This window comes from Sulfitobacter sp. F26169L, assembly GCF_026410285.1.
Taxonomy (GTDB): Bacteria; Pseudomonadota; Alphaproteobacteria; order Rhodobacterales; family Rhodobacteraceae; genus Sulfitobacter.
Map to the genome: position 1 here is coordinate 165206 of NZ_JAPMLP010000004.1, position 20620 is coordinate 185825.

General features: G+C 56.7%; 24 protein-coding genes and 1 other RNA gene. 16 read left to right on the plus strand and 9 right to left on the minus strand.

The genetic code is table 11. From position 1 onward, the window contains the following. The first annotated feature begins 16 nt into the window (after positions 1-16). From pheS to mscL, 5 genes are all read left to right on the plus strand, one after another. Positions 17-1090 carry a phenylalanine--tRNA ligase subunit alpha gene (gene pheS / locus OS189_RS09975; protein ID WP_267167168.1) on the plus strand — a complete coding sequence of 358 codons (1074 nt, stop codon included), beginning with the start codon at positions 17-19 and terminating at the stop codon, positions 1088-1090. Next, positions 1087-1794: a hypothetical protein gene (locus OS189_RS09980; RefSeq protein WP_267167169.1), complete on the plus strand. Its 708-nt coding sequence runs from the start codon at positions 1087-1089 to the stop codon at positions 1792-1794. Before pheS ends, OS189_RS09980 begins: the two co-directional genes overlap by 4 nt. Then, positions 1791-4190: a phenylalanine--tRNA ligase subunit beta gene (gene pheT, locus OS189_RS09985; RefSeq protein ID WP_267167170.1), complete on the plus strand. Its 2400-nt coding sequence runs from the start codon at positions 1791-1793 to the stop codon at positions 4188-4190. The genes OS189_RS09980 and pheT overlap by 4 nt, the downstream gene beginning before the upstream one ends. Before the next feature lie 95 nt (positions 4191-4285). After that, positions 4286-4738 (plus strand): YtoQ family protein, encoded by a 453-nt coding sequence (locus OS189_RS09990; protein WP_267167171.1) that lies wholly within the window; start codon positions 4286-4288, stop codon positions 4736-4738. 132 nt (positions 4739-4870) lie between these two features. Then, positions 4871-5302: a large conductance mechanosensitive channel protein MscL gene (gene mscL / locus OS189_RS09995; protein ID WP_267167172.1), complete on the plus strand. Its 432-nt coding sequence runs from the start codon at positions 4871-4873 to the stop codon at positions 5300-5302. Between the two features lie 57 nt (positions 5303-5359). Here the strand turns inward: mscL and ald are convergent, their stop codons facing one another. Next, the gene (gene ald / locus OS189_RS10000; protein ID WP_267167173.1) at positions 5360-6475 is read right to left on the minus strand and encodes an alanine dehydrogenase; all 1116 of its coding nucleotides are present in this window, start codon (positions 6473-6475) and stop codon (positions 5360-5362) included. Between the two features lie 141 nt (positions 6476-6616). On the opposite strand from ald, the gene OS189_RS10005 reads away from it, so the two are divergent. Next, positions 6617-7072, plus strand: a complete 456-nt coding sequence (locus OS189_RS10005; protein ID WP_267167174.1) for an Lrp/AsnC family transcriptional regulator — start codon at positions 6617-6619, stop codon at positions 7070-7072. Between the two features lie 8 nt (positions 7073-7080). Here OS189_RS10005 and OS189_RS10010 read toward each other — a convergent pair whose 3' ends face one another. Then, on the minus strand, positions 7081-7332 hold the full coding sequence (locus OS189_RS10010) for a hypothetical protein (RefSeq protein WP_267167175.1): 252 nt from the start codon (positions 7330-7332) through the stop codon (positions 7081-7083). Between OS189_RS10010 and OS189_RS10015 the strand changes: the two genes are divergently transcribed. Beyond that, positions 7331-7822 carry a DUF2165 family protein gene (locus OS189_RS10015; protein WP_267167176.1) on the plus strand — a complete coding sequence of 164 codons (492 nt, stop codon included), beginning with the start codon at positions 7331-7333 and terminating at the stop codon, positions 7820-7822. The two genes, OS189_RS10010 and OS189_RS10015, sit on opposite strands and share 2 nt — an antisense overlap. 78 nt (positions 7823-7900) lie before the next feature. Here OS189_RS10015 and rpsU read toward each other — a convergent pair whose 3' ends face one another. Continuing rightward, on the minus strand, positions 7901-8107 hold the full coding sequence (gene rpsU / locus OS189_RS10020) for a 30S ribosomal protein S21 (protein WP_109564695.1): 207 nt from the start codon (positions 8105-8107) through the stop codon (positions 7901-7903). 109 nt (positions 8108-8216) lie between these two features. Here rpsU and OS189_RS10025 point away from each other — a divergent pair, with 109 nt between their 5' ends. The 5 genes from OS189_RS10025 (at position 8217) to OS189_RS10045 (ending at position 11979) form a co-directional block, all read left to right on the plus strand. After that, a complete protein-coding gene (locus tag OS189_RS10025; protein ID WP_267167177.1) occupies positions 8217-8921 on the plus strand; it encodes a COQ9 family protein in 705 nt (234 codons plus the stop codon). 107 nt (positions 8922-9028) lie between these two features. Then, a complete protein-coding gene (locus OS189_RS10030; protein WP_267167178.1) occupies positions 9029-9760 on the plus strand; it encodes an energy-coupling factor ABC transporter ATP-binding protein in 732 nt (243 codons plus the stop codon). Continuing rightward, positions 9735-10349: a CbiQ family ECF transporter T component gene (locus tag OS189_RS10035; RefSeq protein WP_267167179.1), complete on the plus strand. Its 615-nt coding sequence runs from the start codon at positions 9735-9737 to the stop codon at positions 10347-10349. Before OS189_RS10030 ends, OS189_RS10035 begins: the two co-directional genes overlap by 26 nt. Before the next feature lie 2 nt (positions 10350-10351). Continuing rightward, on the plus strand, positions 10352-10897 hold the full coding sequence (locus OS189_RS10040) for a biotin transporter BioY (protein WP_267167584.1): 546 nt from the start codon (positions 10352-10354) through the stop codon (positions 10895-10897). A gap of 95 nt (positions 10898-10992) precedes the next feature. Then, positions 10993-11979 (plus strand): NAD(P)H-quinone oxidoreductase, encoded by a 987-nt coding sequence (locus OS189_RS10045; protein ID WP_267167180.1) that lies wholly within the window; start codon positions 10993-10995, stop codon positions 11977-11979. Between the two features lie 59 nt (positions 11980-12038). On the opposite strand, the gene OS189_RS10050 is transcribed toward OS189_RS10045, so the two are convergent. Then, the gene (locus OS189_RS10050; RefSeq protein WP_267167181.1) at positions 12039-12677 is read right to left on the minus strand and encodes a ribonuclease T2 family protein; all 639 of its coding nucleotides are present in this window, start codon (positions 12675-12677) and stop codon (positions 12039-12041) included. Between the two features lie 127 nt (positions 12678-12804). Between OS189_RS10050 and OS189_RS10055 the strand changes: the two genes are divergently transcribed. The 3 genes from OS189_RS10055 (at position 12805) to OS189_RS10065 (ending at position 16189) form a co-directional block, all read left to right on the plus strand. Further along, positions 12805-13569 carry a DUF1013 domain-containing protein gene (locus OS189_RS10055; RefSeq protein WP_267167182.1) on the plus strand — a complete coding sequence of 255 codons (765 nt, stop codon included), beginning with the start codon at positions 12805-12807 and terminating at the stop codon, positions 13567-13569. A 111-nt stretch (positions 13570-13680) separates the two neighbouring features. Next, the gene (locus tag OS189_RS10060) at positions 13681-14772 is read left to right on the plus strand and encodes an endonuclease/exonuclease/phosphatase family protein (RefSeq protein ID WP_267167183.1); all 1092 of its coding nucleotides are present in this window, start codon (positions 13681-13683) and stop codon (positions 14770-14772) included. A gap of 238 nt (positions 14773-15010) precedes the next feature. Next, positions 15011-16189, plus strand: coding sequence for a type III PLP-dependent enzyme (locus tag OS189_RS10065; RefSeq protein WP_267167184.1), 1179 nt, complete (start codon positions 15011-15013; stop codon positions 16187-16189). A 79-nt stretch (positions 16190-16268) separates the two neighbouring features. On the opposite strand, the gene recR is transcribed toward OS189_RS10065, so the two are convergent. From recR to OS189_RS10085, 4 genes are all read right to left on the minus strand, one after another. Then, positions 16269-16862, minus strand: a complete 594-nt coding sequence (gene recR, locus OS189_RS10070) for a recombination mediator RecR (RefSeq protein WP_267167185.1) — start codon at positions 16860-16862, stop codon at positions 16269-16271. Positions 16863-16922: 60 nt separating this feature from the next. After that, positions 16923-17267 (minus strand): YbaB/EbfC family nucleoid-associated protein, encoded by a 345-nt coding sequence (locus OS189_RS10075; RefSeq protein ID WP_267167186.1) that lies wholly within the window; start codon positions 17265-17267, stop codon positions 16923-16925. Positions 17268-17331: 64 nt separating this feature from the next. Continuing rightward, on the minus strand, positions 17332-19080 hold the full coding sequence (locus OS189_RS10080) for a DNA polymerase III subunit gamma/tau (protein WP_267167187.1): 1749 nt from the start codon (positions 19078-19080) through the stop codon (positions 17332-17334). A 67-nt stretch (positions 19081-19147) separates the two neighbouring features. Continuing rightward, complete coding sequence (locus OS189_RS10085) at positions 19148-19510, minus strand: DUF202 domain-containing protein (protein WP_267167188.1); 363 nt, start codon at positions 19508-19510, stop codon at positions 19148-19150. Between the two features lie 60 nt (positions 19511-19570). Between OS189_RS10085 and ypfJ the strand changes: the two genes are divergently transcribed. Next, positions 19571-20407, plus strand: a complete 837-nt coding sequence (gene ypfJ / locus OS189_RS10090) for a KPN_02809 family neutral zinc metallopeptidase (protein WP_267167189.1) — start codon at positions 19571-19573, stop codon at positions 20405-20407. 101 nt (positions 20408-20508) lie between these two features. On the opposite strand, the gene ffs is transcribed toward ypfJ, so the two are convergent. Beyond that, an RNA gene (gene ffs / locus OS189_RS10095) (signal recognition particle sRNA small type) lies at positions 20509-20606 on the minus strand. Positions 20607-20620: the final 14 nt, after the last annotated feature.

Consider the following 20620-nt stretch of genomic DNA (forward strand, 5'->3'; position numbering starts at 1 on the left):
CAAGGACGCGTGTGACATGGACGATCTCAAGCAAAAGTACCTGAGCCAGATTGCGAATGCATCTGATGAATCCGGATTGGAAAACATCCGTCTGGCCGCTGTGGGCAAAAAGGGCGAGGTTGCGCTGAAGATGCGCGAACTGGGCAAGATGACCCCCGAAGAACGTCAGGTCGCAGGCCCCGCGCTGAACGCGCTGAAGGACGAGATCAACAGCGCACTGGCTGCCAAGAAGGCTGCGTTGGGCGATGCCGCGCTGGACGAGCGTTTGCGCAGCGAGTGGCTGGATGTCACGCTGCCGTCCCGCGTGCGCCCTGCGGGGACAATCCATCCGGTGTCTCAGGTTACCGAAGAACTGACCGCGATTTTTGCCGAAATGGGGTTTTCCGTGGCCGAGGGGCCGCGCATTGATACCGATTGGTACAACTTTGACGCGCTGAACATTCCGGGCCACCACCCTGCACGTGCCGAGATGGACACGTTCTATATGGCGCGCGCCGAGGGCGACGAGCGCCCGCCGCATGTGCTGCGCACCCATACCAGCCCTGTGCAGATTCGCACGATGGAGGCCGAGGGCGCGCCCCTGCGCATCATCTGCCCCGGCGGTGTGTACCGCGCTGACTATGACCAGACCCATACGCCGATGTTCCATCAGGTTGAAGGGTTGGCGATTGATAAAGACATCTCGATGGCGAACCTGAAATGGACGCTGGAGGAGTTCTTTGCCGCGTTTTTCGAGATCGACGGCATCAAAACCCGCTTCCGCGCCTCGCACTTCCCCTTCACCGAGCCTTCGGCAGAGGTCGATATCCAGTGTTCATGGATCGACGGACAGTTGCGCATTGGCGAAGGCGACGACTGGATGGAAGTCCTCGGCTCCGGCATGGTCCACCCCAAAGTGCTGCACGCTGGCGGGATTGATCCCGAGGTTTACCAAGGCTTTGCCTTTGGCATGGGTATCGACCGGATTGCGATGCTGAAATACGGCATCCCCGATCTGCGGGCGTTCTTTGATTCAGATTTGCGTTGGCTGCGGCACTATGGCTTCGCGAGCTTGGACCAGCCGAATTTGCATGGTGGGTTGAGTAGGTGAGTGAAGTTCGCATTCGACTGAAAGACTTGGGCCAGTGTGTAAATAAAGGTTGGGAAGACGCGAAAAGTGTTTCTGGAGAGATAAACTTTCTCTTATTTGCGCTCTTCATACTACTTGGTGCATTGTTGATAATAATACTTCCGGACGCGACAACGGGAGTTGTCGCAGGTACTTCTGCACTTATTATCGCGTTTGTCGCTTATCCTTGGCAGAAAGAAAAAGACAGAGTTCTGAAAATTGAGGATGAGCAACGAAAAGCGCTTTCGGAATTAATCGGCGCTTTAGATGCTTACATGGCTAAAGTTCGTCTATCATCTCCACTCCGAACAGCCTGTGTGCCTAATACGGAGACGGAGCGGATAGACGTGGAAATGCACCTTGCAATTGCGGGGGCTTATAGCGGGTCAGCCATTGAACCTGTAGCTAGGGGTTACAATAATGGTATTGAAAACTATCAAAATATGCTTGAGATCGAAAAGGAAATACGGCGAGGTATTCCGGAAGGTGAGTTTAATAACGGCTTGCTGACTAAGCGTCCGAAGGAATATGTTGAGGCGCAAGACAAACGCCGAACAGCTTTTGCAGAAATGGTCGAATTTCGAGATTTGTTTAATGCTAAGGTTTCAGAGTTGCTTAGGATTCAATTTGCGAAGATAGAATTAAAAGAGCCTCGGCAGTCTATGGATGAAGAAGAAAAAAAATGAAATTCACACTCTCTTGGCTCAAAGAGCACCTCGACACGACGGCTTCGGTCGATGAGATCACCTATGCCCTGACCGATCTGGGTCTGGAAGTGGAGGGGGTTGAGGACCGTGGGGCGAAGCTGCGCGACTTTACTCTGGGTTTCGTGAAATCAGCCGAGAAGCATCCCGATGCGGACCGCCTCAAGGTGTGTCAGGTCGAGACGGACGAGGGGCTGCAACAGATCATCTGTGGTGCGCCGAACGCGCGGGAGGGGATTACTGTCGTGATCGCCAAGCCCGGTGTTTATGTGCCCGGCATTGATACCACCATCGGCGTGGGCAAAATCCGCGGGATCGAAAGCTTTGGCATGATGGCCTCCGAACGCGAGCTGGAGCTGTCCGAGGAGCATGACGGAATTATCGAGCTGCCTTCGGGCAACGTCGGCGACAGCTTTGTTGACTGGCTGGCCGAAAATGATCCGGCCAAGGTGGACCCCGTGATCGAGATTGCGATTACGCCCAACCGCCCTGATGCCCTTGGCGTGCGCGGCATTGCCCGTGATCTGGCGGCGCGTGGTCTGGGCAAGCTCAAGAAACGCGATGTGGATATGGTGGAGGGCACATTCCCGTGCCCCGTCAGTGTCAGCATTGACGAGGATACGCTGGAACAGTGTCCGGTGTTCTTTGGCCGTGTCATTCGCGGTGTGAAGAACGGCCCAAGCCCGCAGTGGTTGCAGGACCGTCTGCGCGCAATCGGCCTACGCCCGATCAGCTTTCTGGTCGATGTAACGAATTTTTTCACCTACGATCGCAACCGCCCGCTGCATGTATTCGATGCCGACAAGGTCGCAGGCAATGCGCTGCGTGTGCATCGCGCCAAGGGTGGCGAAACGTTGATGGCCTTGGATGACAAGGAATACACCTTTACCGAAGGGATGACGCTGATTTCCGATGCCGACGGTGTCGAGAGCATTGGCGGCGTGATGGGGGGCTTGCCCTCGGGCGTGACGGAAGAGACTGTGAATGTGTTCCTTGAGGCGGCGTATTTCGATCCGGTGCGTACGGCGTACACGGGTCGCGCGCTCAAGATCAACTCGGACGCGCGCTATCGTTTCGAGCGCGGGATCGACCCCGAGTGGACGCCCTACGGCATTGAACATGCGACGCGGATGATCCTTGATCACGCGGGTGGGGAGGCATCAGATGTGGTGGTGGCGGGTAAGATTCCCGATACGTCCCGCGCCTACCGTTTGAACGCCAAGCGGGTGATTTCGCTGGTGGGCATGGACATTCCCGAAAGCGAGCAGCGCCAAACCTTGACCGCGCTTGGTTTCCGCTTGGACGGTGATATGGCCCATGTGCCAAGCTGGCGTCCCGATGTGCAGGGCGAGGCCGATCTGGTGGAAGAGGTCGCGCGGATTGCGTCCCTGACCAAGTTGGAAGGCCGCCCGTTGCCGCGCCTGACAGCAGGTGTGCCACGCCCCGTTATGTCACCCGCACAGCGGCGCGAAGTGGCCGCACGGCGCACAGCGGCGGCGCTGGGGTATAATGAATGTGTGACCTATAGCTTCATCGACCAGCCATCGGCAGAGCTGTTTGGTGGCGGCACCGACGCCACGCGTCTGGAAAACCCGATCAGCAACGACATGAGCCACATGCGCCCTGCGCTGCTGCCAGGATTGTTGCAGGCCGCGGCGCGCAATCAGGCGCGCGGTTTTGCCAATATGGCCCTGTTCGAGGTTGGCCCTGCGTTCAGCGGGGGTGAACCCGGCGAACAGCATCTGCTGGTGACTGGTATTCTGGTCGGTCGTACCGGCCCCAAGGACGTGCTGGGCGCTGCGCGGGATGTAGATGTATTTGATGTCAAAGCCGACGCCGAGGCTGTTCTGGCCGCAATCGGTGCGCCTGCAAAAGTGCAAATCCGCCGCGGGGCGGATGCGTGGTGGCATCCGGGCCGCCATGGTATGATCTGCCTTGGCCCGAAGAAAGTGTTGGGCGTTTACGGCGAGATACATCCGAAAGTTCTGGCGGCGATGGACGTCAAGGGGCCGGTCATGGCCTTTACCATCATGCCGGCAGAGGTGCCGCTGAAACGGAAGAGCGGATCGACGCGCCCCGCGCTGGTCAGCAGTGATTTCCAGGCGGTGGAGCGGGATTTCGCGTTTGTTGTGGATGCCGATGTCGAAGCGTTGACGCTGGTGAATGCCGCGATGGGTGCGGACAAAGTATTGATCGAGGATGTGCGGGTGTTCGATGAATTCATCGGTGGCAGTCTGGGAGATGGCAAGAAATCTCTGGCGCTGACAGTTCGCATGCAGCCGCGTGATAAAACGCTGAAGGACGTGGATATCGACGCCGTCAGCAACAAGGTTGTCGGGGCGATTACCAAGGCCACCGGTGGTGTGTTGCGGGGATAAACAGCAGATGTCGCGCGCGTTGAGCGCGCGGGATTTGAGTTTATTGGAAAAATGAAAAAGCGGGTGATTGATGTCTGCCCGGGAAGGGGACTGCGATGTTGAAAGTGTATTTGTCAGGTGAGATTCACACCGACTGGCGTGAGCAGATTACGCAAGGCGCGCAGGGGTTGGATGTGGTGTTTTCGGGGCCTGTAACCGACCATGCTGCAAGCGATGATTGCGGTGTCGAGATACTGGGCGCCGAGGCGGACAAATTCTGGCACGACCGAAAAAGCGCGCAGATAAACGCGATCCGGACACGTAAGGGGATTGCGGATGCAGACGTTGTTGTTGTGCGGTTCGGGGAGCAATACAAGCAATGGAATGCGGCCTTTGATGCAGGATATGCTGCAGCGCTGGGTAAATCCTTGATCATTCTGCACGGAACGGAGCACGCCCATGCACTGAAAGAGGTTGATGCAGCCGCCCTTGCTGTCGCATCGGAGCCAAAACAGGTGGTGGATATATTGCGATATGTTCTGACATCCGAATTGCCGCAGAGGTCCTAGGGGGTTATTGTTCGGGCGGTTTTCCCCCTAGTTTTAGGCTGCTCAGTGCTCGGCTCTTATGTTAATCCCTTTGTAACGGTACGACGGGTGGGGAAACCAGCGGCCGGAAATGAAACTGAGGGACAAAAAAATATGCTTAATGAATTCAAGGACTTTATCGCCAAGGGCAATGTGATGGACATGGCCGTTGGTATTATTATCGGTGCTGCGTTTACAGCGATTGTGACGTCGCTGGTTGGTGACTTGATTAACCCGATTATAGCCCTGTTTACAGGCGGGATAGACTTTTCCGGCTGGTTTTACGTCATTGGTGGCAGTGCAAGCGATTACGCATCAATCGAGGCCGCAACCGAAGCGGGTGTTGCCGTGTTTGCGATCGGGCGCTTTGTAATGGCTGTGATCAACTTCCTGATTATTGCGTTTGTGGTGTTTGTTCTGGTCAAGCAGGTGAACCGGATCAAGGAAGCAACCGCGAAGAAGGAAGAAGCGGAAGAGCTTGCGCCAGCAGGGCCCACACAGGAAGAACTGCTTGCAGATATTTTGAAAGAGCTGAAAAAGGCCTGAGCTGCAAGAGGCTTGGACGTCTGGAGGGGGCTGCAGTGATGCGGCCCCCTTTGTTGTTTATTTGATGGCCTGTTCGGGTGTGATTGTGTGAATCCCCAAGGCTTTGCCAACGGCGTCATAGGTAAGCTGCCCTGCATGGACGTTCAGCCCCGCAAGCAAGTGGGGATCATCGGCGCAGGCCTGCTTCCAACCTTTGTCGGCCAACGCCAGCATGAAGGGCATGGTGGCGTTCCCCAGCGCGATTGTCGAGGTGCGCGCAACGGCACCGGGCATGTTGGCGACGCAGTAATGCATGATGCCGTCCACCTCGTAAATCGGGTCTTGGTGTGTGGTGGCGCGGGATGTTTCAAAGCAGCCGCCCTGATCGATGGCAACATCGACCAAAACTGCGCCAGCCTGCATAAGGCCGAGTTGTTCACGGCTTATCAGTTTCGGGGCCGCAGCACCGGGAACCAACACAGCGCCGATGACCATATCCATCTTTGGTAACAGATCGATCATTGCGCCGGCGTCGGAGTATTGCGTTGTCAGACGGCCCATGAACACATCATCCAGATAGGACAGGCGCGCGACAGAACGGTCCAGCACGGTGACATTTGCGCCCATGCCGACAGCAACACGCGCCGCCGCCGTGCCAACAACGCCGCCGCCGATAATGGCGACATTGGCAGGGCGCACACCCGGGACACCGCCCATCAAAACACCACGCCCGCCGTTGGCTTTTTGCAACGTCCATGCACCCACTTGTGGCGCAAGGCGACCTGCGACTTCGGACATCGGTGCGAGCAGAGGTAACCCGCCTGCGCGATCTGTTACTGTTTCATAGGCGATGCAGGTCGCACCGGAAGATATAAGATCTCTGGTTTGTTCGGGATCAGGGGCCAGATGCAGATAGGTAAACAGAATTTGACCTTCGCGCAGCATTTTGCGCTCGACTGCTTGGGGTTCTTTCACTTTCACGATCATATCTGCGGTGTCATAAACCTCGGCAGCGGTGTCGACGATCGTGGCCCCTGCGGCGACGTAATCGGCGTCTTCGAACCCCGCGCCAGTGCCTGCGCTTGTTTCAACGACGACATCGTGGCCGCGATTGACCGCTTCAACGGCGGCATTTGGTGTTATGCCAACACGAAACTCTTGTGGCTTGATCTCTTTCGGGCAACCTAATTTCATTGCGTTTCTTCTCCTCCTCCGAATGTATGACACAGGATAGATCATGTGATCTGCATGTGGTGGCGATTTTCTCTCGCCAAATGCGAGTTTATTCGAATAGTCTCTTGTGAAAGCCCTGTTTGATGCAAAGGTATTGTGCGCATGCTGGATAGTATAGATCAGAAACTGCTGGTGGCCCTGCAGCGGCAGGGGCGGATGTCGAACGCCGAACTTTCAGAACAGGTAAATTTGTCGCCTTCCGCTTGTCACCGCCGGGTGCAACGGCTGGAAGCAGAGGGATACATCCGCGACTATGTCGCACTGCTGGATGCCCGCAAGCTTGGCGTGCCGACGACGGTGTTCGTCGAGATCACCTTGCAAGGGCAGGCCGATGAAGTTCTGGACGCCTTTGAAAAATCGGTGGCACGGATACCGGATGTGCTGGAGTGTCACCTAATGGCGGGAACAGCCGACTACCTGTTGAAGGTCGTGGCAGAAGATACAGAAGATTTTGCCCGCATCCACCGTCAACATCTGGCCCGTCTGCCCGGTGTCGGGCAGATGCAGTCAAGCTTTGCCTTACGCACTGTGTTCAAGACGACAGCTTTGCCGGTATAAGGCTTGCTTTAGCGCGCGGGCCAGTCAAGCTGGATCATCAATTTGTTCAAACCCGTATCCTCGACCCGCCAGGCGCGTTTCAGGACGTGAAATGTTTCGCCGCCAATTTCAACCAGATCGCCCGCCAACATCGCTGAGCTTGCGTTTACGTTTGGGTCGTCCATATTGATGCCCTGAGTGTCGCACCGGTCTTGTGCCGAACGGGTCCAGATGAATGCGCAAACTGTTCCAACCTGTGCTTCCTGAAAGGAAACCGCCATGATAATCCGCCTTTGTAAGATCGTACTTGTGTTAAGCTTGGCGAGCTTTGCATTTATGGTGACCTTCAACAATATCACCGATTACGACTCAAACTTTCAGTTCGTCAAACATGTGCTTAGCATGGACACAACGTTTGAAGGCAACGCCGCGATGTACCGTGCGATCACCAGTCCGACATTGTGGAATGCAGGGTACTGGCTGATTATTCTGGGTGAAGGGCTAACCTGTCTGGTGCTGCTCTACGGCGCGTGGGCGATGTTCGCGGCGCGGCGTGAAGCAGGAATTGTTTTTCAGGATTCAAAAACGGGTGTCGTCGTTGGCGCGACAACCGGATTTCTGGTCTGGTTTGTCGGCTTTATGGTAGTCGGCGGTGAATGGTTCCTGATGTGGCAATCACCCACATGGAACGGTCAGGATGCGGCGTTCAAATTTTATATGTCCATTCTGGGTGTGTTGATATTTGTGATGCTGCCTGACGACGAAATATAGATCACGCAAAAAAAAGAAACCCCCGCAGCCGGACAGCCGCGGGGGTTTGAACTTGTGTTACAGTACGTTGGGTGTGATTTACATCATACCTTCGCGCTGTGCCTTTTTACGTGCCAATTTACGGGCACGGCGGATCGCTTCGGCTTTCTGGCGTGCTTTTTTCTCGGACGGCTTCTCGAAATGCTGCTTAAGCTTCATTTCACGAAACACACCCTCGCGCTGAAGTTTCTTCTTCAGGGCGCGCAGCGCTTGATCGACGTTATTATCGCGAACACTAACCTGCATGTGGTTTTCACCACCTTTCTAGTTTGAAGTTGCAAGGATTTGCAGGAAGTGGCTCTCTAGCAAATCTGTGCTATATTGTCCAGTGTTACGCCTTAAGAGGATAAATGCCATGACCACAGCCCAAGCTGCGCCGAAAACAGGGCCAAAAGATCTGCTGTTAGACGCGGCGCTGATGCATGTGCCTTTTGACGGATGGTCAAAAGATACCTTTGATGCCGCGATTATCGATTCGGGGGTGGATGAAGTTGTCGCACACAGCATATGCCCCCGCGGCGCGGTTGATTTGGCGATTTATTACCACACCCGTGGCGACACTATGATGTTGGAGAAGCTGGCGCAGGCAGATCTGGATGACATGAAGTTTCGTGATCGTATTGCGGCGGCAGTGCGGTTCCGGTTGGAGATTGTCGAGGACAAAGAGGTTGTGCGCCGTGGTACGGCCCTGTTTGCATTGCCCATGTATGCCGCAGACGGCGCCAAGGCGATCTGGGGTACGGCAGACGCAATTTGGAACGCTTTGGGCGACACGTCAGAAGACGTGAACTGGTACACAAAACGCGCTACGCTGAGCGGCGTCTATTCGGCCACAGTTCTCTATTGGCTGGGGGACACCAGTGAGGACCACGCTAACACATGGGCGTTTCTGGATCGCCGCATTGAAAATGTAATGCAGTTTGAAAAACTAAAAGCGCAGGTTAACGCCAACCCAGTCCTCAGCAAGGTCATGGCTGGTCCCGTGTGGCTGATGAGCCATGTCAAAGCACCCCAGCACAAGCCGCAAGCTGGCTTGCCGGGGCGGTGGAACAGACCCTGATCCGGTCTTCTTTTTGCAAATTGCGAATCTGGTTCGCCTTTTTTGCTGTTAGCACAGCGGCGCCGCTGCTAGATCGCGTTTGATCTTTTTGTCGCAAGGGCCGATGCATGGCGAATCCTGTGAAGTTACTGGCGCTGGATGCCGTTGGTCTGCGGATCGACGGCAGGGATATTTTGCGCGGTATCTCGTTCGCGACGGACGCACGGCGTATCGCGGTACTGGGCCGGAACGGATCAGGCAAGACAACACTGGCGCGGGTCATTGCGGGGCTGCAAACGCCCAGTGAGGGGGCAGTTCAGGTTGCGGGCGTGGATGTTACGCGCGACAGGCGCGGGGCGTTGGGTGCGGTGGGTATTCTGTTTCAGAATCCCGATCACCAGATTATCTTTCCGACGGTCGGTGAAGAGCTGGCCTTTGGCCTGAAACAGATGGGGCTAAGCAAGCGGGCCGTGGTGGAACGCGTGTCCGAAACGTTATCGCGCTTTGGCAAGGCCGCGTGGCATGATGCGGCAATCCATCAACTCTCGCAGGGCCAGCGCCAGCTTGTTTGTCTTATGGCGATCCTGGCGATGGCCCCCGAGGTTATCATTCTGGATGAACCCTTTGCCGGTCTTGATATCCCGACAGCGATGCATCTGACGCGGGTACTGGACAGTACCGATGCCGCACTGGTTCACATCACCCACGATCCCCGCACCGTTCTGGATTACGATCACGCACTCTGGATCGAGGGCGGTGCGATAGAGGTGCAAGGGCCTGCCGCGCAGGTTGGCAAGACGTTTGAAGATGCCATGCGGCAACTAGGAGCGCGTGATGATCTCACTGACCTCGCCGGTTAAAACCCGCGCGCACGGCTGGTCCGCGGGGGGTAAACTGGCTGCGCTCTGTTTGGCGTCTGTTGTGCTGTTTGCCGCGCCATACCTCTGGTTTCAGGTCATCGCAGCGTTGTCGGTGCTGATACTTTACGCGCTTCCGGGGGGGATATTCTTGCGCTACGGGCTGCGGCGGATTTGGCCGTTATGGCCTTTCGTGGTGCTGGTGCTGATCTGGCATGTTGCAACTGGCGTGACGGAAGCGGGGGTAGTGATTGCCCTGCGGATGCTGAGTGCTGTAGCCCTTGCCAATCTGGTGACCATGACGACAAAACTCGATGCGATGATGGCGGTTGTGCATCGCCTGCTTGGCCCGTTTTCGCGGTTTGGTCTGAATATACGTGCGATTGAACTTGCAGCAGCGATGGTGATCCGCTTTACCCCCATCCTGTCACAGAAGGGTGCTGCACTGGCGCTTGCATGGCGTGCGCGGTCGCGCCGAAGGGCAAGTTGGCGGGTGATTGTACCATTCATGGTTTTAGCACTGGATGATGCCGACCACGTAGCCGAAGCGCTGCGTGCGCGCGGCGGGTTTGAATTGGATAAAGATTTATGACGATGGAACGAAACGTAACGCAGATTGCACTGTTCACGGCCCTGATTGCCGCCTTGGGGTTGATCCCACAGCTTACACTGGCGTTTGGCGTGCCGATCACGGCGCAGAGCCTTGGTGTGATGTTATGTGGCACGGTTTTGGGGGCGCGGCGCGGAGCACTGGCTGTGCTGCTGTTCGTGGGGCTGGTTGCGATTGGTTTGCCGCTGTTGTCAGGCGGTCGCGGTGGCCTCGGCCAGTTTGTAGTGCCAACATCAGGCTTTTTGATCGGGTTTCCTGTGGCCGCGTTTGTGACGGGATACGCGATGGAGCGGTTGGGCAAATTCGCTGTCGTTTGGGCGGCGGGTATTGCCGCAATTCTGGGCGGCGTTGTGGTGCTGTACGTCTTTGGTATCGCAGGTCTTGCGATTGCGCTGGATCGTCCTGTCGGGCAGGCGGCTTTGCTGGTTACCGCGTTTATTCCTGGCGATATCATAAAGGCGGTTCTGGCGGCGCTGATCACGGCAGCGCTGTACCGTGCGCGGCCCAATAGCGTGCCTTCCCGCAGATAGAGCGAAACAGGCGGCAGGTGCGTTCGCATGGGGTGTACTCCGGCCCACACAAGTTTATGCTGATGCCGAACCGAATGATCAGAGAGGAACACCCGATGTCACAAATGATGCGCGCAGTTGAAATCACCACCGCAGGTGGGCCGGACGTGTTGAAGGTGACAGAGCGGCCTATGCCCGAAGCAGGGCACGGACAGGTCGTTATCAAAGTTGCTTGGGCAGGTGTTAACCGCCCCGATGCGTTGCAGCGCGCAGGGGCATATGCGCCTCCGCCCACCGCAAGCGATTTGCCGGGGCTGGAAGCCTCCGGCGAAGTTGTCGCGGTGGGTGCAGGTGTGTCGGGTGTCGCGCTGGGTGATCTTGTTTGCGCCCTGTTGCCGGGTGGTGGCTATGCCGAATATGTCGCCACGCCTGCCGCCCATTGCCTGCCGGTCCCCAAGGGTATGGATCTGAAAGAAGCAGCGTGCCTGCCGGAAACATTTTTTACCGTCTGGTCCAACGTCTTTATGCGCGGCGGGTTGAAAGCAGGAGAGCGGATTCTGATCCACGGCGGATCGTCAGGCATCGGCACAACCGCGATCCAGTTGGCCGATGCATTTGGTGCAAGAGTGTTCATCACGGCAGGAAATGCCGAGAAGTGCGAAGCCTGTGTGAAGCTGGGGGCAGAGCGTGCAATCAACTATCGTGAAGAGGATTTTGTCGCGATTATGCAAGCCGAAGGCGGGGCAGACCTGATCCTTGATATGGTGGGGGGCGATTACATTGCGCGCAACCTGAAATCACTGGATCTGGATGGCCGACTGGTACAAATTGCGTTTCTGGGAGGTCCGAAAGCAGAGATAAATTTTGCGCCCCTGATGACGCGCCGCCTGACGATCACCGGGTCCACCCTGCGGCCTCAGTCGGACCTGGCCAAAGCGCGCATCGCGACCGAACTTCGCGAGGCAGTCTGGCCGCTGCTTGATTCGGGCCGTGTTGCACCGGTTATGGACAGCGAATTCGCCTTTGAAGATGCGGCAGGCGCACACGCCCGAATGGAAGCGAGTGGCCATATCGGGAAAATTGTCTTGAAAGTTGGCGGATAAAACACTGTATTGCCGAAACGGCGGTAACAGAAGTGTTTACGAGCATGTTCCCTGTAGACCTAGCGTAGTGGCGTGAACAGGGCGTCTTTCAGGGTGCAATCCTTGATCACGTCGCGACCGCAAGGAACCGGAGCCAGATTGCGGGAAAGGCAAATGCGGGCCTCCTGAATGTAGCCTTGGCGGCAGGTGATTGTGATGCTGTCCGGTGTGAGATGCGGATTTTCTTTGAGAAAAGCTTCCTCGACCACCGAGGCGGGCAGTTTAACCGCGCGATCAAGTTTGCGGAAAACAGCAGGCCGGATGATGGTAGAATAGGCGCGGCGGGAGAGCCCGTAATAGGCTTCTGCGCTGAGATTTGTGCAACTTCCGTGCTTTTTCCACTGATGCCACGCAAGGCCGCCGCTGCCCATGATATCAGCCATGTTCGCTGTCATGCCGCGTGAGGGCGGGCGTTTGGCGGTCTGGCAAAAAGACGGATATCCGCGATGGAACTGTGGCCAGAGGCCATGTAAAATCCATCCGTGATCTTCACGCGCATGACATTGCGGAGCCTTCCGCGCGTCACCTTCAAGGGCACACCAGTTTGCTGACCAACTGAGGGCCATTACGTAGTAGTCAAACTCGCCCGCGCGCTCTCCTTTTGCAAATGCGGGCAGAGTCGTCAGGTATATCAGCAGAACAAGACAAATACGGCGCATCTCGGGTCTTTCCTTATGAACGGTCATTCTCTATATAAGCCACAAGTTCCCCAAAATTGGAAACGGTTCCGGCCTCCGGGACAGCCTATTTCAGGCGACGGGGAAGGTGCGTTTTAAGGAGAGACACATGGGTAAACCGATTATGGCAAAAGCCACCGCCGTATGGCTGGTGGATAACACAACGATCAGTTTCAAACAGATCGCTGATTTTGTGGGCATGCACGAGCTGGAAGTGCAAGGCATCGCCGATGGCGATGTTGCGACTGGCGTGAAGGGGTTTGACCCCGTGTCGAACAATCAGCTGACGCAGGAAGAAATCGACAAAGCGCAGAATAATCCGTTGCACAAGCTGACGCTGAAATTTCTCGCTTCTGCGCAAGGGGAAGAAAAGCGCCGTGGCCCGCGTTACACGCCGTTATCCAAACGTCAGGACCGTCCTGCATCAATCCTGTGGTTGGTAAAATTCCACCCCGAATTGGCGGATTCGCAGATCAGCAAGCTGGTTGGCACCACCAAACCGACCATTCAGGCGATCCGTGAGCGCACACACTGGAACATCTCCAACATCCAGCCGATTGATCCTGTGGCGCTGGGCCTGTGCAAACAGTCCGAATTGGACGCGGCCGTGCAAAAAGCGGCCGCCAAGAAAGCCGCCGCCGGTGGCGTGATGTCGGATGACGAGCGTCGCAAACTGGTCAGCACCGAGCAGAGTCTCGGGATGGATACAGAGCCCAAGATACCATCCGCGATTGAAGGCCTTGAGACATTTACCTTGTCGGGCGATGTGGCAGATGACGACGAAGATCAGAAAAAAGATAGCGATTTTGCAGATGCGGAAAGCTTCTTCAATCTGCCGGATGACAATGACGACGAGGACGAAGACGCCAAGTGAATTGGTTTGACAGACCGATCAGGGAACTGGTTTGGTGTGTTCGGCGTTTATAAACAAAGGGGCGTCCGGTCGCGGGCGCCCTTCGATGTTTTCGCATAGGACCAACTTCACATGACACCTTATCTTGAATGGCTAGTTTACGGGTTCGCAGCATTTCTGGTGGTGTTGACGTTGCTGCCGCTGAGTAAACTTCGTTTCGGAATTGTGCGGGGACCGGCGTTTTTCAGATTGCAGATGTTCTGGATTGCATTGGCTCTTGCGGTGGTTGCACTGATGCTGCCGAACGGCGTGTACGTGGCGATGGTGCTGGCTGCGACCGCGATTGTTCAGGCAATCTATATTGCAAAGTTTACACCTATCTGGGTGCGCCAGTCGCTGGATGTTGATGAAGCGTTGCGCGCCGATGACCGGCGTCATATTTCGCTGCTGGCTGCGAATGTGAAAAAGTCCAATCGTGATTATGACGCTCTTGTTTCGCTAGTGCGTGATCAGTTGCCGGATATCGTTATGGCAATCGAGGTTGATGACGACTGGATTTCAGCGCTGGTCAAGGAATTGGAGGGCGACTACGCGCATTGGGTCAAAGTACCCAAAGACACCGGTTATGGTATCTGCGTTATGTCGCGATTGGAATTGTCGGATACAACAGTGCGTGAGATTGTTACCGAAGGCGTGCCGTCGATCCGTACGGCGGTTACGTTGCGTAGCGGGGCAAAGGTGCGGCTGTATGTTGTGCACCCTGAACCACCGGTGATTGATCACGATACGAAAGGGCGTGACAGCGAAATCGCACATGTAGGGTTGGAGGCGGCGCAAGACCCGTTGCCTGCAATTGTAACAGGCGATCTGAACGATGTGGCGTGGTCTACCACCACCCGCAGTTTTCAGCGGTTGTCAGGGTTGCTGGACCCGCGGGTCGGGCGGGGGTTTTACAATACCTTCAACGCATTTCACTGGTGGGCACGTTGGCCGCTGGACCACTTGTTCCATGATCCGCAGTTCCGGCTGTTGGGGATATCGCGTCTGGAAAAGATCGGGTCCGATCACTTTCCGATGCTGTTCAAGCTGGCGCTTGCCGAACTGCCTGTTCAAGGAAGTGACACGGGTGTGGCCGATGAGGCCGAGCAGGAAGATATTGAAGACATGATTGCGGAGGAAAAGCGGCGCGATCGTGGCCCGATCGGCAGCGATTGGGAGGACTGAAGAGACACTGCGGCTTGTGGCAAATTTAGCGCTACGGATCCCGGCGATCTGAAATTTTTCGCGGCCTGCATTTTCTATCTTGTACGAATCCGAAAACCGCCTAAATGGCGTTTTACAGACGCCAACGCACGCGCCTCTGGCCGGTCAGCACATCCTGACTGACCCGCGTTTATGCAGCGACGGTAACGTCTCTTGAAACGACTTCTGGGGTACTCCCACCCCCTTTTGCTCTTTGGAGATGACCATGAACGCTACCGTCCCCGGTGCCCTGCGCGCCGCAGCCCCGATCTATGCCGATCCCGCCGCTGTTTTCATTGCTGCGAATGATTTTGACAAGCCGACGCTTGTGGTTAGCCGTGCGAAAGTGGCGTCTGCATATGATGCGCTGAAATCCGGTCTGGGCGATGCGCATATTCACTATGCGGTGAAGGCGAACCCGACACCTGAAATCATCCGCACGCTTGTGCGCAAAGGCTCCGGCTTTGATGCGGCATCGCGTCAAGAAATCGAACTTTGCCTGTCGCAAGGCGCACGCCCCGAGAATATCTCTTTCGGAAATACCATCAAACGTGGCGCTGATATCGCGTTCGCCCATCAGGCAGGTGTGCAGTTGTTTGCGGCCGACAGCGAGGCAGAGCTGGACAAGATCGCCCAGAACGCCCCCGGTGCGAAGGTTTATATTCGGTTGATCGTTGAAAATTCGCTGGCGGACTGGCCGTTGACACGCAAATTCGGATGCTCTCCGTCCTCGATGTTGGGGTTGTTGGATTATGCCCGCGCACTTGGGTTGATTGCCTATGGGCTGTCGTTCCATGTCGGTTCTCAAACCCGCCGCGCGGAGTTCTGGAATCCCGTGCTGGATGATGTTGCCGTTCTATGGCACCGCGCACGCGCAGCCGGGCATGATCTGCAATTGCTGAACCTTGGTGGCGGTTTCCCCGCTTATTACAATGAGCATGTGCAAGCGCCCCGCAGCTATGCCGCTGCTGTGGTTGCAGCAGTTGCAGAACGCTTTGGCGATGTGCCGCACCTGATGGCAGAGCCGGGCCGTGGTCTGGTGGCCGAGGCAGGCCATATCGCGGCCGAAGTGATGCTGGTGAGCCGTAAATCGGCTGATGACATGCACCGCTGGGTGTACTTGGATATCGGTCGGTTTTCGGGCCTTGCCGAAACCGAAGGTGAAGCAATCCGCTACCAGATCGTGACGCCGCATGACGGTGAGGAAACCGGCCCTTGTGTGTTGGCAGGGCCAAGCTGTGACAGTGCGGATATTCTGTATGAAAAGCGCCCTATCAACCTGCCGCTGGCGCTGCGACATGGGGATAAGGTGATGATCCGGAACTGTGGTGCCTATACCAGCTCGTACAGCTCGGTTGGTTTCAACGGCTTTCCGCCGCTGGATGTGATTGTCCTTTAACAGGATTGGATCGCTGACGACGGAACAAGGCCGTCCGCTTTGGGAGGGGCGGGCGGCCTGATTTCATTTCCGATAGGGGTCAGATATTCTTGCGCGCGCGCATTGCTGCGGTGATTGTACCGTCATCGAGGTAATCAAGCTCACCTCCGATGGGGACACCTTGGGCGAGTGAGGTGAGCTTTACCTGCCCGTCAAGCTGGTCGGCGATGTAATGGGCGGTTGTCTGGCCGTCGATTGTAGCATTCAGAGCAAGAATGACCTCGGTTATGCCTTCACTCTGGACACGGTCTAGCAGGCGAGGAATGCGCAGCTCTTGCGGGCCGATCGCGTCAAGCGCGGAGAGCGTACCGCCCAATATGTGATAGCGCCCCTTGAACACGCCGGACCGTTCCATCGCCCACAGGTCTGCCACATCCTCAACCACGCAGAGTTCGCCGTTGGCGCGTTTTTCGCTTTCGCATATATCGCAGATGTCGGACGTCCCGACATTGCCGCAGTTCAGACATTCACGCGCCGTGGCGGCGACCTGTTGCATGGTGTCCGCCAGGGGGGTGAGCAGCAGCGCGCGTTTGCGGATCAGATGCAATACAGCGCGCCGCGCAGAGCGTGGCCCGAGACCGGGTAGTTTCGCCATCAGCTCAATCAGGGCATCAATGTCGCGGGTTGAACTCATCTGTTTACACCCGCGGCATCTGTGGATTTGCGTTTATAGGGAAAATGAAGAAACAGGGCGTTAAAACGGCAGCTTCATGCCCGCCGGAAGACCCATGCCTTCGGTGAGCTTGCCCATTTCCTCGGCGGCGCGTTCTGTCGCTTTACTTTGGGCGTCCTTGATCGCAGCGAGGATCAGGTCTTCGACAACTTCCTTATCATCACCGTTAAAGATGGACGGATCAATGTCGAGCGCTTTTAGCTCACCCTTGGCAGTGCAGGTGGCTTTCACAAGGCCTGCGCCGGCTTCGCCCTCTACCATGATGTTTTCCATTTCTTCCTGCATTTCGGCCATCTTGCCCTGCATTTCCTGTGCCTTCTTCATCATTCCGGCCATATCGCCGAGGGCGCCTAATCCTTTAAACATGATGTTCTCCTGTTGTTTGCTTGATGTGTATATGTTGTCTCCGGTCGTGCCGGACAAGGTGTGTTCAGGTGTCCTCGAAAGGATCCCATTCATCCTCAACCTCTGGCAAGGCGTTTTCGACGGCGTCAGCGGCAATTTCCTGGGCGGTTCTGATGGAGGTGATTTTCGCTTGCGGGAATTGTGCCATCACGGCCTGCATCAGGGGGTGTGCTTGAGCATCTTCGCGCATGGCGTTTTCTTTTGCATCGCGCAATGAGGCGATGGTGGGTGCGCCGCCTGAATTTACCACGGTTACTGCCCAGCGGTTTCCTGTCCAGAGTTGCAGTTTCGCGCCGAGGCGCTGGGCCAGATCGCGCGGCGCCGCGTCGGTGGGGGTGAACTCAATCCGGCCGGGCTGGTACGCCGCCAGTTGAAGGGTCGTTTCCACCTCTACCAGCAGCTTTACATCGCGGTTATGGCGGATCAGTTCCAGCACATGTTCGAATGTGGGGTAGTGGGCAAGAGCCGCCGCCGGATCACGCGCCAAAGCGGTTGTCTGGCCTGAGGCATTAGGATTTGAGGCCATGCGTGCCTGTGCCTGTTGCACCATTTGTGCGCCGCCCCCTTGAGGCGCGCCGCCCCCCGAAGTTGGCAGTGGATTGCCACTGGGAGCGGGCGTATTTTGTAGCGTGCGCACCAGCTCGTCGGGAGAGGGCAGATCGGCCACATGCGTGAGACGAATGATTGCCATTTCTGCAGCCATCATTGCGTTTGGCGCGCTTGCTACCTCTTCCAGCGCCTTGAGCAGCATTTGCCACAGACGCGTCAGCACACGGATCGGCAGGGCGTCGGCCATGGCGCGGCCACGGTCACGCTCTTCGGGCGAGATGGTGGGATCCTCGGCGGCATCGGGCGTGATTTTCACAACACTGATCCAGTGCGTGATTTCTGCCAGATCGCGCAAGACCGCCATCGGGTCTGCACCTTCGGCGTATTGCGCGCCGATTTCGGTCAGTGCGCCGGCTGCATCGCCGCGCAGGATCATTTCAAGCAGGTCCAGCACGCGGGAGCGGTCTGCCAGACCCAGCATGGCGCGAACCTGCAAGGCTGTTGTTTCGCCAGCGCCGTGACTGATGGCCTGATCCAGCAGCGAAGTTGCATCGCGCGCAGACCCTTCGGCAGCGCGGGTGATCAGCGCCAGCGCGTCATCGGCGATTTGCGCATTTTCGCTTTTGGCGATTTTTTGCAACAGGGCAATCATGACCTCTGGTTCGATCCGCCGCAGGTCAAAACGCTGGCAACGCGACAGGACCGTGACGGGCACCTTGCGTATTTCGGTTGTTGCAAAGATAAATTTTACATGCTCGGGCGGTTCTTCGAGCGTTTTGAGCAGCGCGTTAAACGCACCTGTGGACAGCATGTGCACTTCGTCGATTATATAGACCTTGTAGCGCGCAGAGGCCGCGCGATAGTGGACGCTGTCGATGATCTCACGGATGTTGCCCACGCCTGTGTTGGAGGCGGCATCCATCTCGATCACGTCGACATGGCGGCCTTCCATGATAGCACTGCAATGTTCGCAGGTGCCGCAGGGGTCTGTTGTGGGGCCTGATGTACCGTCGGTGCCGATGCAATTCATGCCTTTGGCGATGATGCGCGCGGTGGTTGTTTTGCCGGTGCCGCGGATGCCCGTCATAATAAATGCCTGCGCAATGCGGTCAGCCTCGAACGCGTTTTTCAGCGTGCGCACCATTGCCTCTTGCCCGACCAGATCGGCAAAGGTTTCGGGTCGGTATTTTCGGGCAAGCACGCGATATGCGGTAGCGTCGGTCATGAAGGGTCCATTCCGGATTCGGTCAGAGCCATAAGGTATGCCTTTGGCCTGCGATCGTAAACCATTCTCACAGCGCCCACAGGATCGCGCCAACGGCAACCGATGCAAAGCTGAAGATGATCGCGAGCATTTTCATGCGCGCGTTGGGCTGGGCGTTTGCATGGTGGTCCTCAAGCCGTTCAAGCGTCTTGGTGGCCGTGTCATGTGCGGCCCAAAAGATATAGATTGCTGCGACGACAAAAATCGTCGCGACACCTTTTGCAGCCCACGTCGGATCAAAGTCGCCGAATACCGCTTTTAGCCCGATTGCGACCGCCAGTGATGCCATGCCGGTGCGCATCCACCCCGCAAACGTACGTTCATTGGCCAGAATGGTCCGGTCCTCGGCCCATTTGGTGCGATCTTCGGCAAGTTCATTTTTTTCAGACATTGAACTTATGTGGGGCAATGGTGTTAGTCTGACAAGGGAAAATATCCGAAGGGGAGTGCCATGCGACTTAGGGGGATAAAACGCAGCAGCAATGTTGAGCGGCGCGGGGGCGGCCGGCGTCGCATAGGCGGCAAAAGCAGTTTGGGGGTTGCCGGTGTTCTGGCGGTACTTGCGATCGGTTACTTCACTGGCATCGATGTATCCCCTCTGTTGCAGGGCGGCGATGTCCGGCAGGAAAGTAGCCGTTCGGTCGGTGCTGATGATGCTGCCACAGTTTTCAGCGCACAGGTCCTGACCACCACCGAGGAGGTCTGGACCAACGTTTTTCGCGACCAGATGGGGCGTGAATATGTGCCGCCCAAGTTGGTGATCTTTGACGGTGTAACTCAAAGTCCCTGTGGCGGGGCAAGCGGTGCGACGGGCCCGTTTTACTGTCCTGCCGACAGCAAGGCTTATCTGGATACACAGTTCTTTCAGGCGCTTGAGCGACAAATGGGCGCCGGTGGCGATTTTGCTGCAGCTTACGTTATCGCACATGAAGTTGCGCATCACGTGCAAAACCAGCTTGGGATATTGCCCAAGGTGAATGCAGCGCGCCAGCGGGCATCCGAAACCGAGGCAAATGCCCTTACCGTGCGTTTGGAACTGATGGCGGATTGTCTGTCCGGTATCTGGGCGCGCAACGTCAGGGGCTTGATGGAGCGCGGCGATCTGCAAGAGGCGCTTAATGCCGCACGAAAAATCGGAGATGATTACCTGCAGAAACAGGCGGGCCGCGTGCCCCAGCCACATACGTTTACACATGGCACATCAGAACAGCGCGCGGGATGGTTTGCGCGGGGTTATGACAGCGGGGATGTCGGGCAATGCGATACATTCGCGGCAGCGCGGCTGTGAATGGGATGCGGAGAGGCAGCGAACTTTCTAGTGATCCTGTTGAGGCATCCTTTGGATGCTCCTTCCGGACTTTCGCGCTGTTTCCTCCGCAAACTACGCTGAGGTGAGAGATTGATAACGACCCAAGCGGGACTCGTTGTGGCTGCTGCCTTCCGGCTCTGACCAGGTTGGCGAGGCGCTTGCCCGCACCAACCTCTCAATTTCTGATATAGG

Coding starts and splice junctions, on each gene's coding strand:
- OS189_RS10075 (WP_267167186.1), bottom strand. CDS start 17,267: ATGTTTAAAGGATTAGGCGCCCTCGGCGATATGGCCGGAATGATGAAG.
- OS189_RS10065 (WP_267167184.1), top strand. CDS start 15,011: ATGACCATGAACGCTACCGTCCCCGGTGCCCTGCGCGCCGCAGCCCCG.
- OS189_RS10045 (WP_267167180.1), top strand. CDS start 10,993: ATGTCACAAATGATGCGCGCAGTTGAAATCACCACCGCAGGTGGGCCG.
- OS189_RS10005 (WP_267167174.1), top strand. CDS start 6,617: ATGCTGGATAGTATAGATCAGAAACTGCTGGTGGCCCTGCAGCGGCAG.
- ald (WP_267167173.1), bottom strand. CDS start 6,475: ATGAAATTAGGTTGCCCGAAAGAGATCAAGCCACAAGAGTTTCGTGTT.
- OS189_RS10035 (WP_267167179.1), top strand. CDS start 9,735: ATGATCTCACTGACCTCGCCGGTTAAAACCCGCGCGCACGGCTGGTCC.
- OS189_RS10085 (WP_267167188.1), bottom strand. CDS start 19,510: ATGTCTGAAAAAAATGAACTTGCCGAAGATCGCACCAAATGGGCCGAG.
- OS189_RS10040 (WP_267167584.1), top strand. CDS start 10,352: ATGGAACGAAACGTAACGCAGATTGCACTGTTCACGGCCCTGATTGCC.
- recR (WP_267167185.1), bottom strand. CDS start 16,862: ATGAGTTCAACCCGCGACATTGATGCCCTGATTGAGCTGATGGCGAAA.
- OS189_RS10055 (WP_267167182.1), top strand. CDS start 12,805: ATGGGTAAACCGATTATGGCAAAAGCCACCGCCGTATGGCTGGTGGAT.
- pheS (WP_267167168.1), top strand. CDS start 17: ATGGACGATCTCAAGCAAAAGTACCTGAGCCAGATTGCGAATGCATCT.
- OS189_RS10030 (WP_267167178.1), top strand. CDS start 9,029: ATGGCGAATCCTGTGAAGTTACTGGCGCTGGATGCCGTTGGTCTGCGG.
- OS189_RS10050 (WP_267167181.1), bottom strand. CDS start 12,677: ATGCGCCGTATTTGTCTTGTTCTGCTGATATACCTGACGACTCTGCCC.
- mscL (WP_267167172.1), top strand. CDS start 4,871: ATGCTTAATGAATTCAAGGACTTTATCGCCAAGGGCAATGTGATGGAC.
- OS189_RS09990 (WP_267167171.1), top strand. CDS start 4,286: ATGTTGAAAGTGTATTTGTCAGGTGAGATTCACACCGACTGGCGTGAG.
- ypfJ (WP_267167189.1), top strand. CDS start 19,571: ATGCGACTTAGGGGGATAAAACGCAGCAGCAATGTTGAGCGGCGCGGG.
- pheT (WP_267167170.1), top strand. CDS start 1,791: ATGAAATTCACACTCTCTTGGCTCAAAGAGCACCTCGACACGACGGCT.
- OS189_RS10025 (WP_267167177.1), top strand. CDS start 8,217: ATGACCACAGCCCAAGCTGCGCCGAAAACAGGGCCAAAAGATCTGCTG.
- rpsU (WP_109564695.1), bottom strand. CDS start 8,107: ATGCAGGTTAGTGTTCGCGATAATAACGTCGATCAAGCGCTGCGCGCC.
- OS189_RS10015 (WP_267167176.1), top strand. CDS start 7,331: ATGATAATCCGCCTTTGTAAGATCGTACTTGTGTTAAGCTTGGCGAGC.
- OS189_RS10080 (WP_267167187.1), bottom strand. CDS start 19,080: ATGACCGACGCTACCGCATATCGCGTGCTTGCCCGAAAATACCGACCC.
- OS189_RS10010 (WP_267167175.1), bottom strand. CDS start 7,332: ATGGCGGTTTCCTTTCAGGAAGCACAGGTTGGAACAGTTTGCGCATTC.
- OS189_RS10060 (WP_267167183.1), top strand. CDS start 13,681: ATGACACCTTATCTTGAATGGCTAGTTTACGGGTTCGCAGCATTTCTG.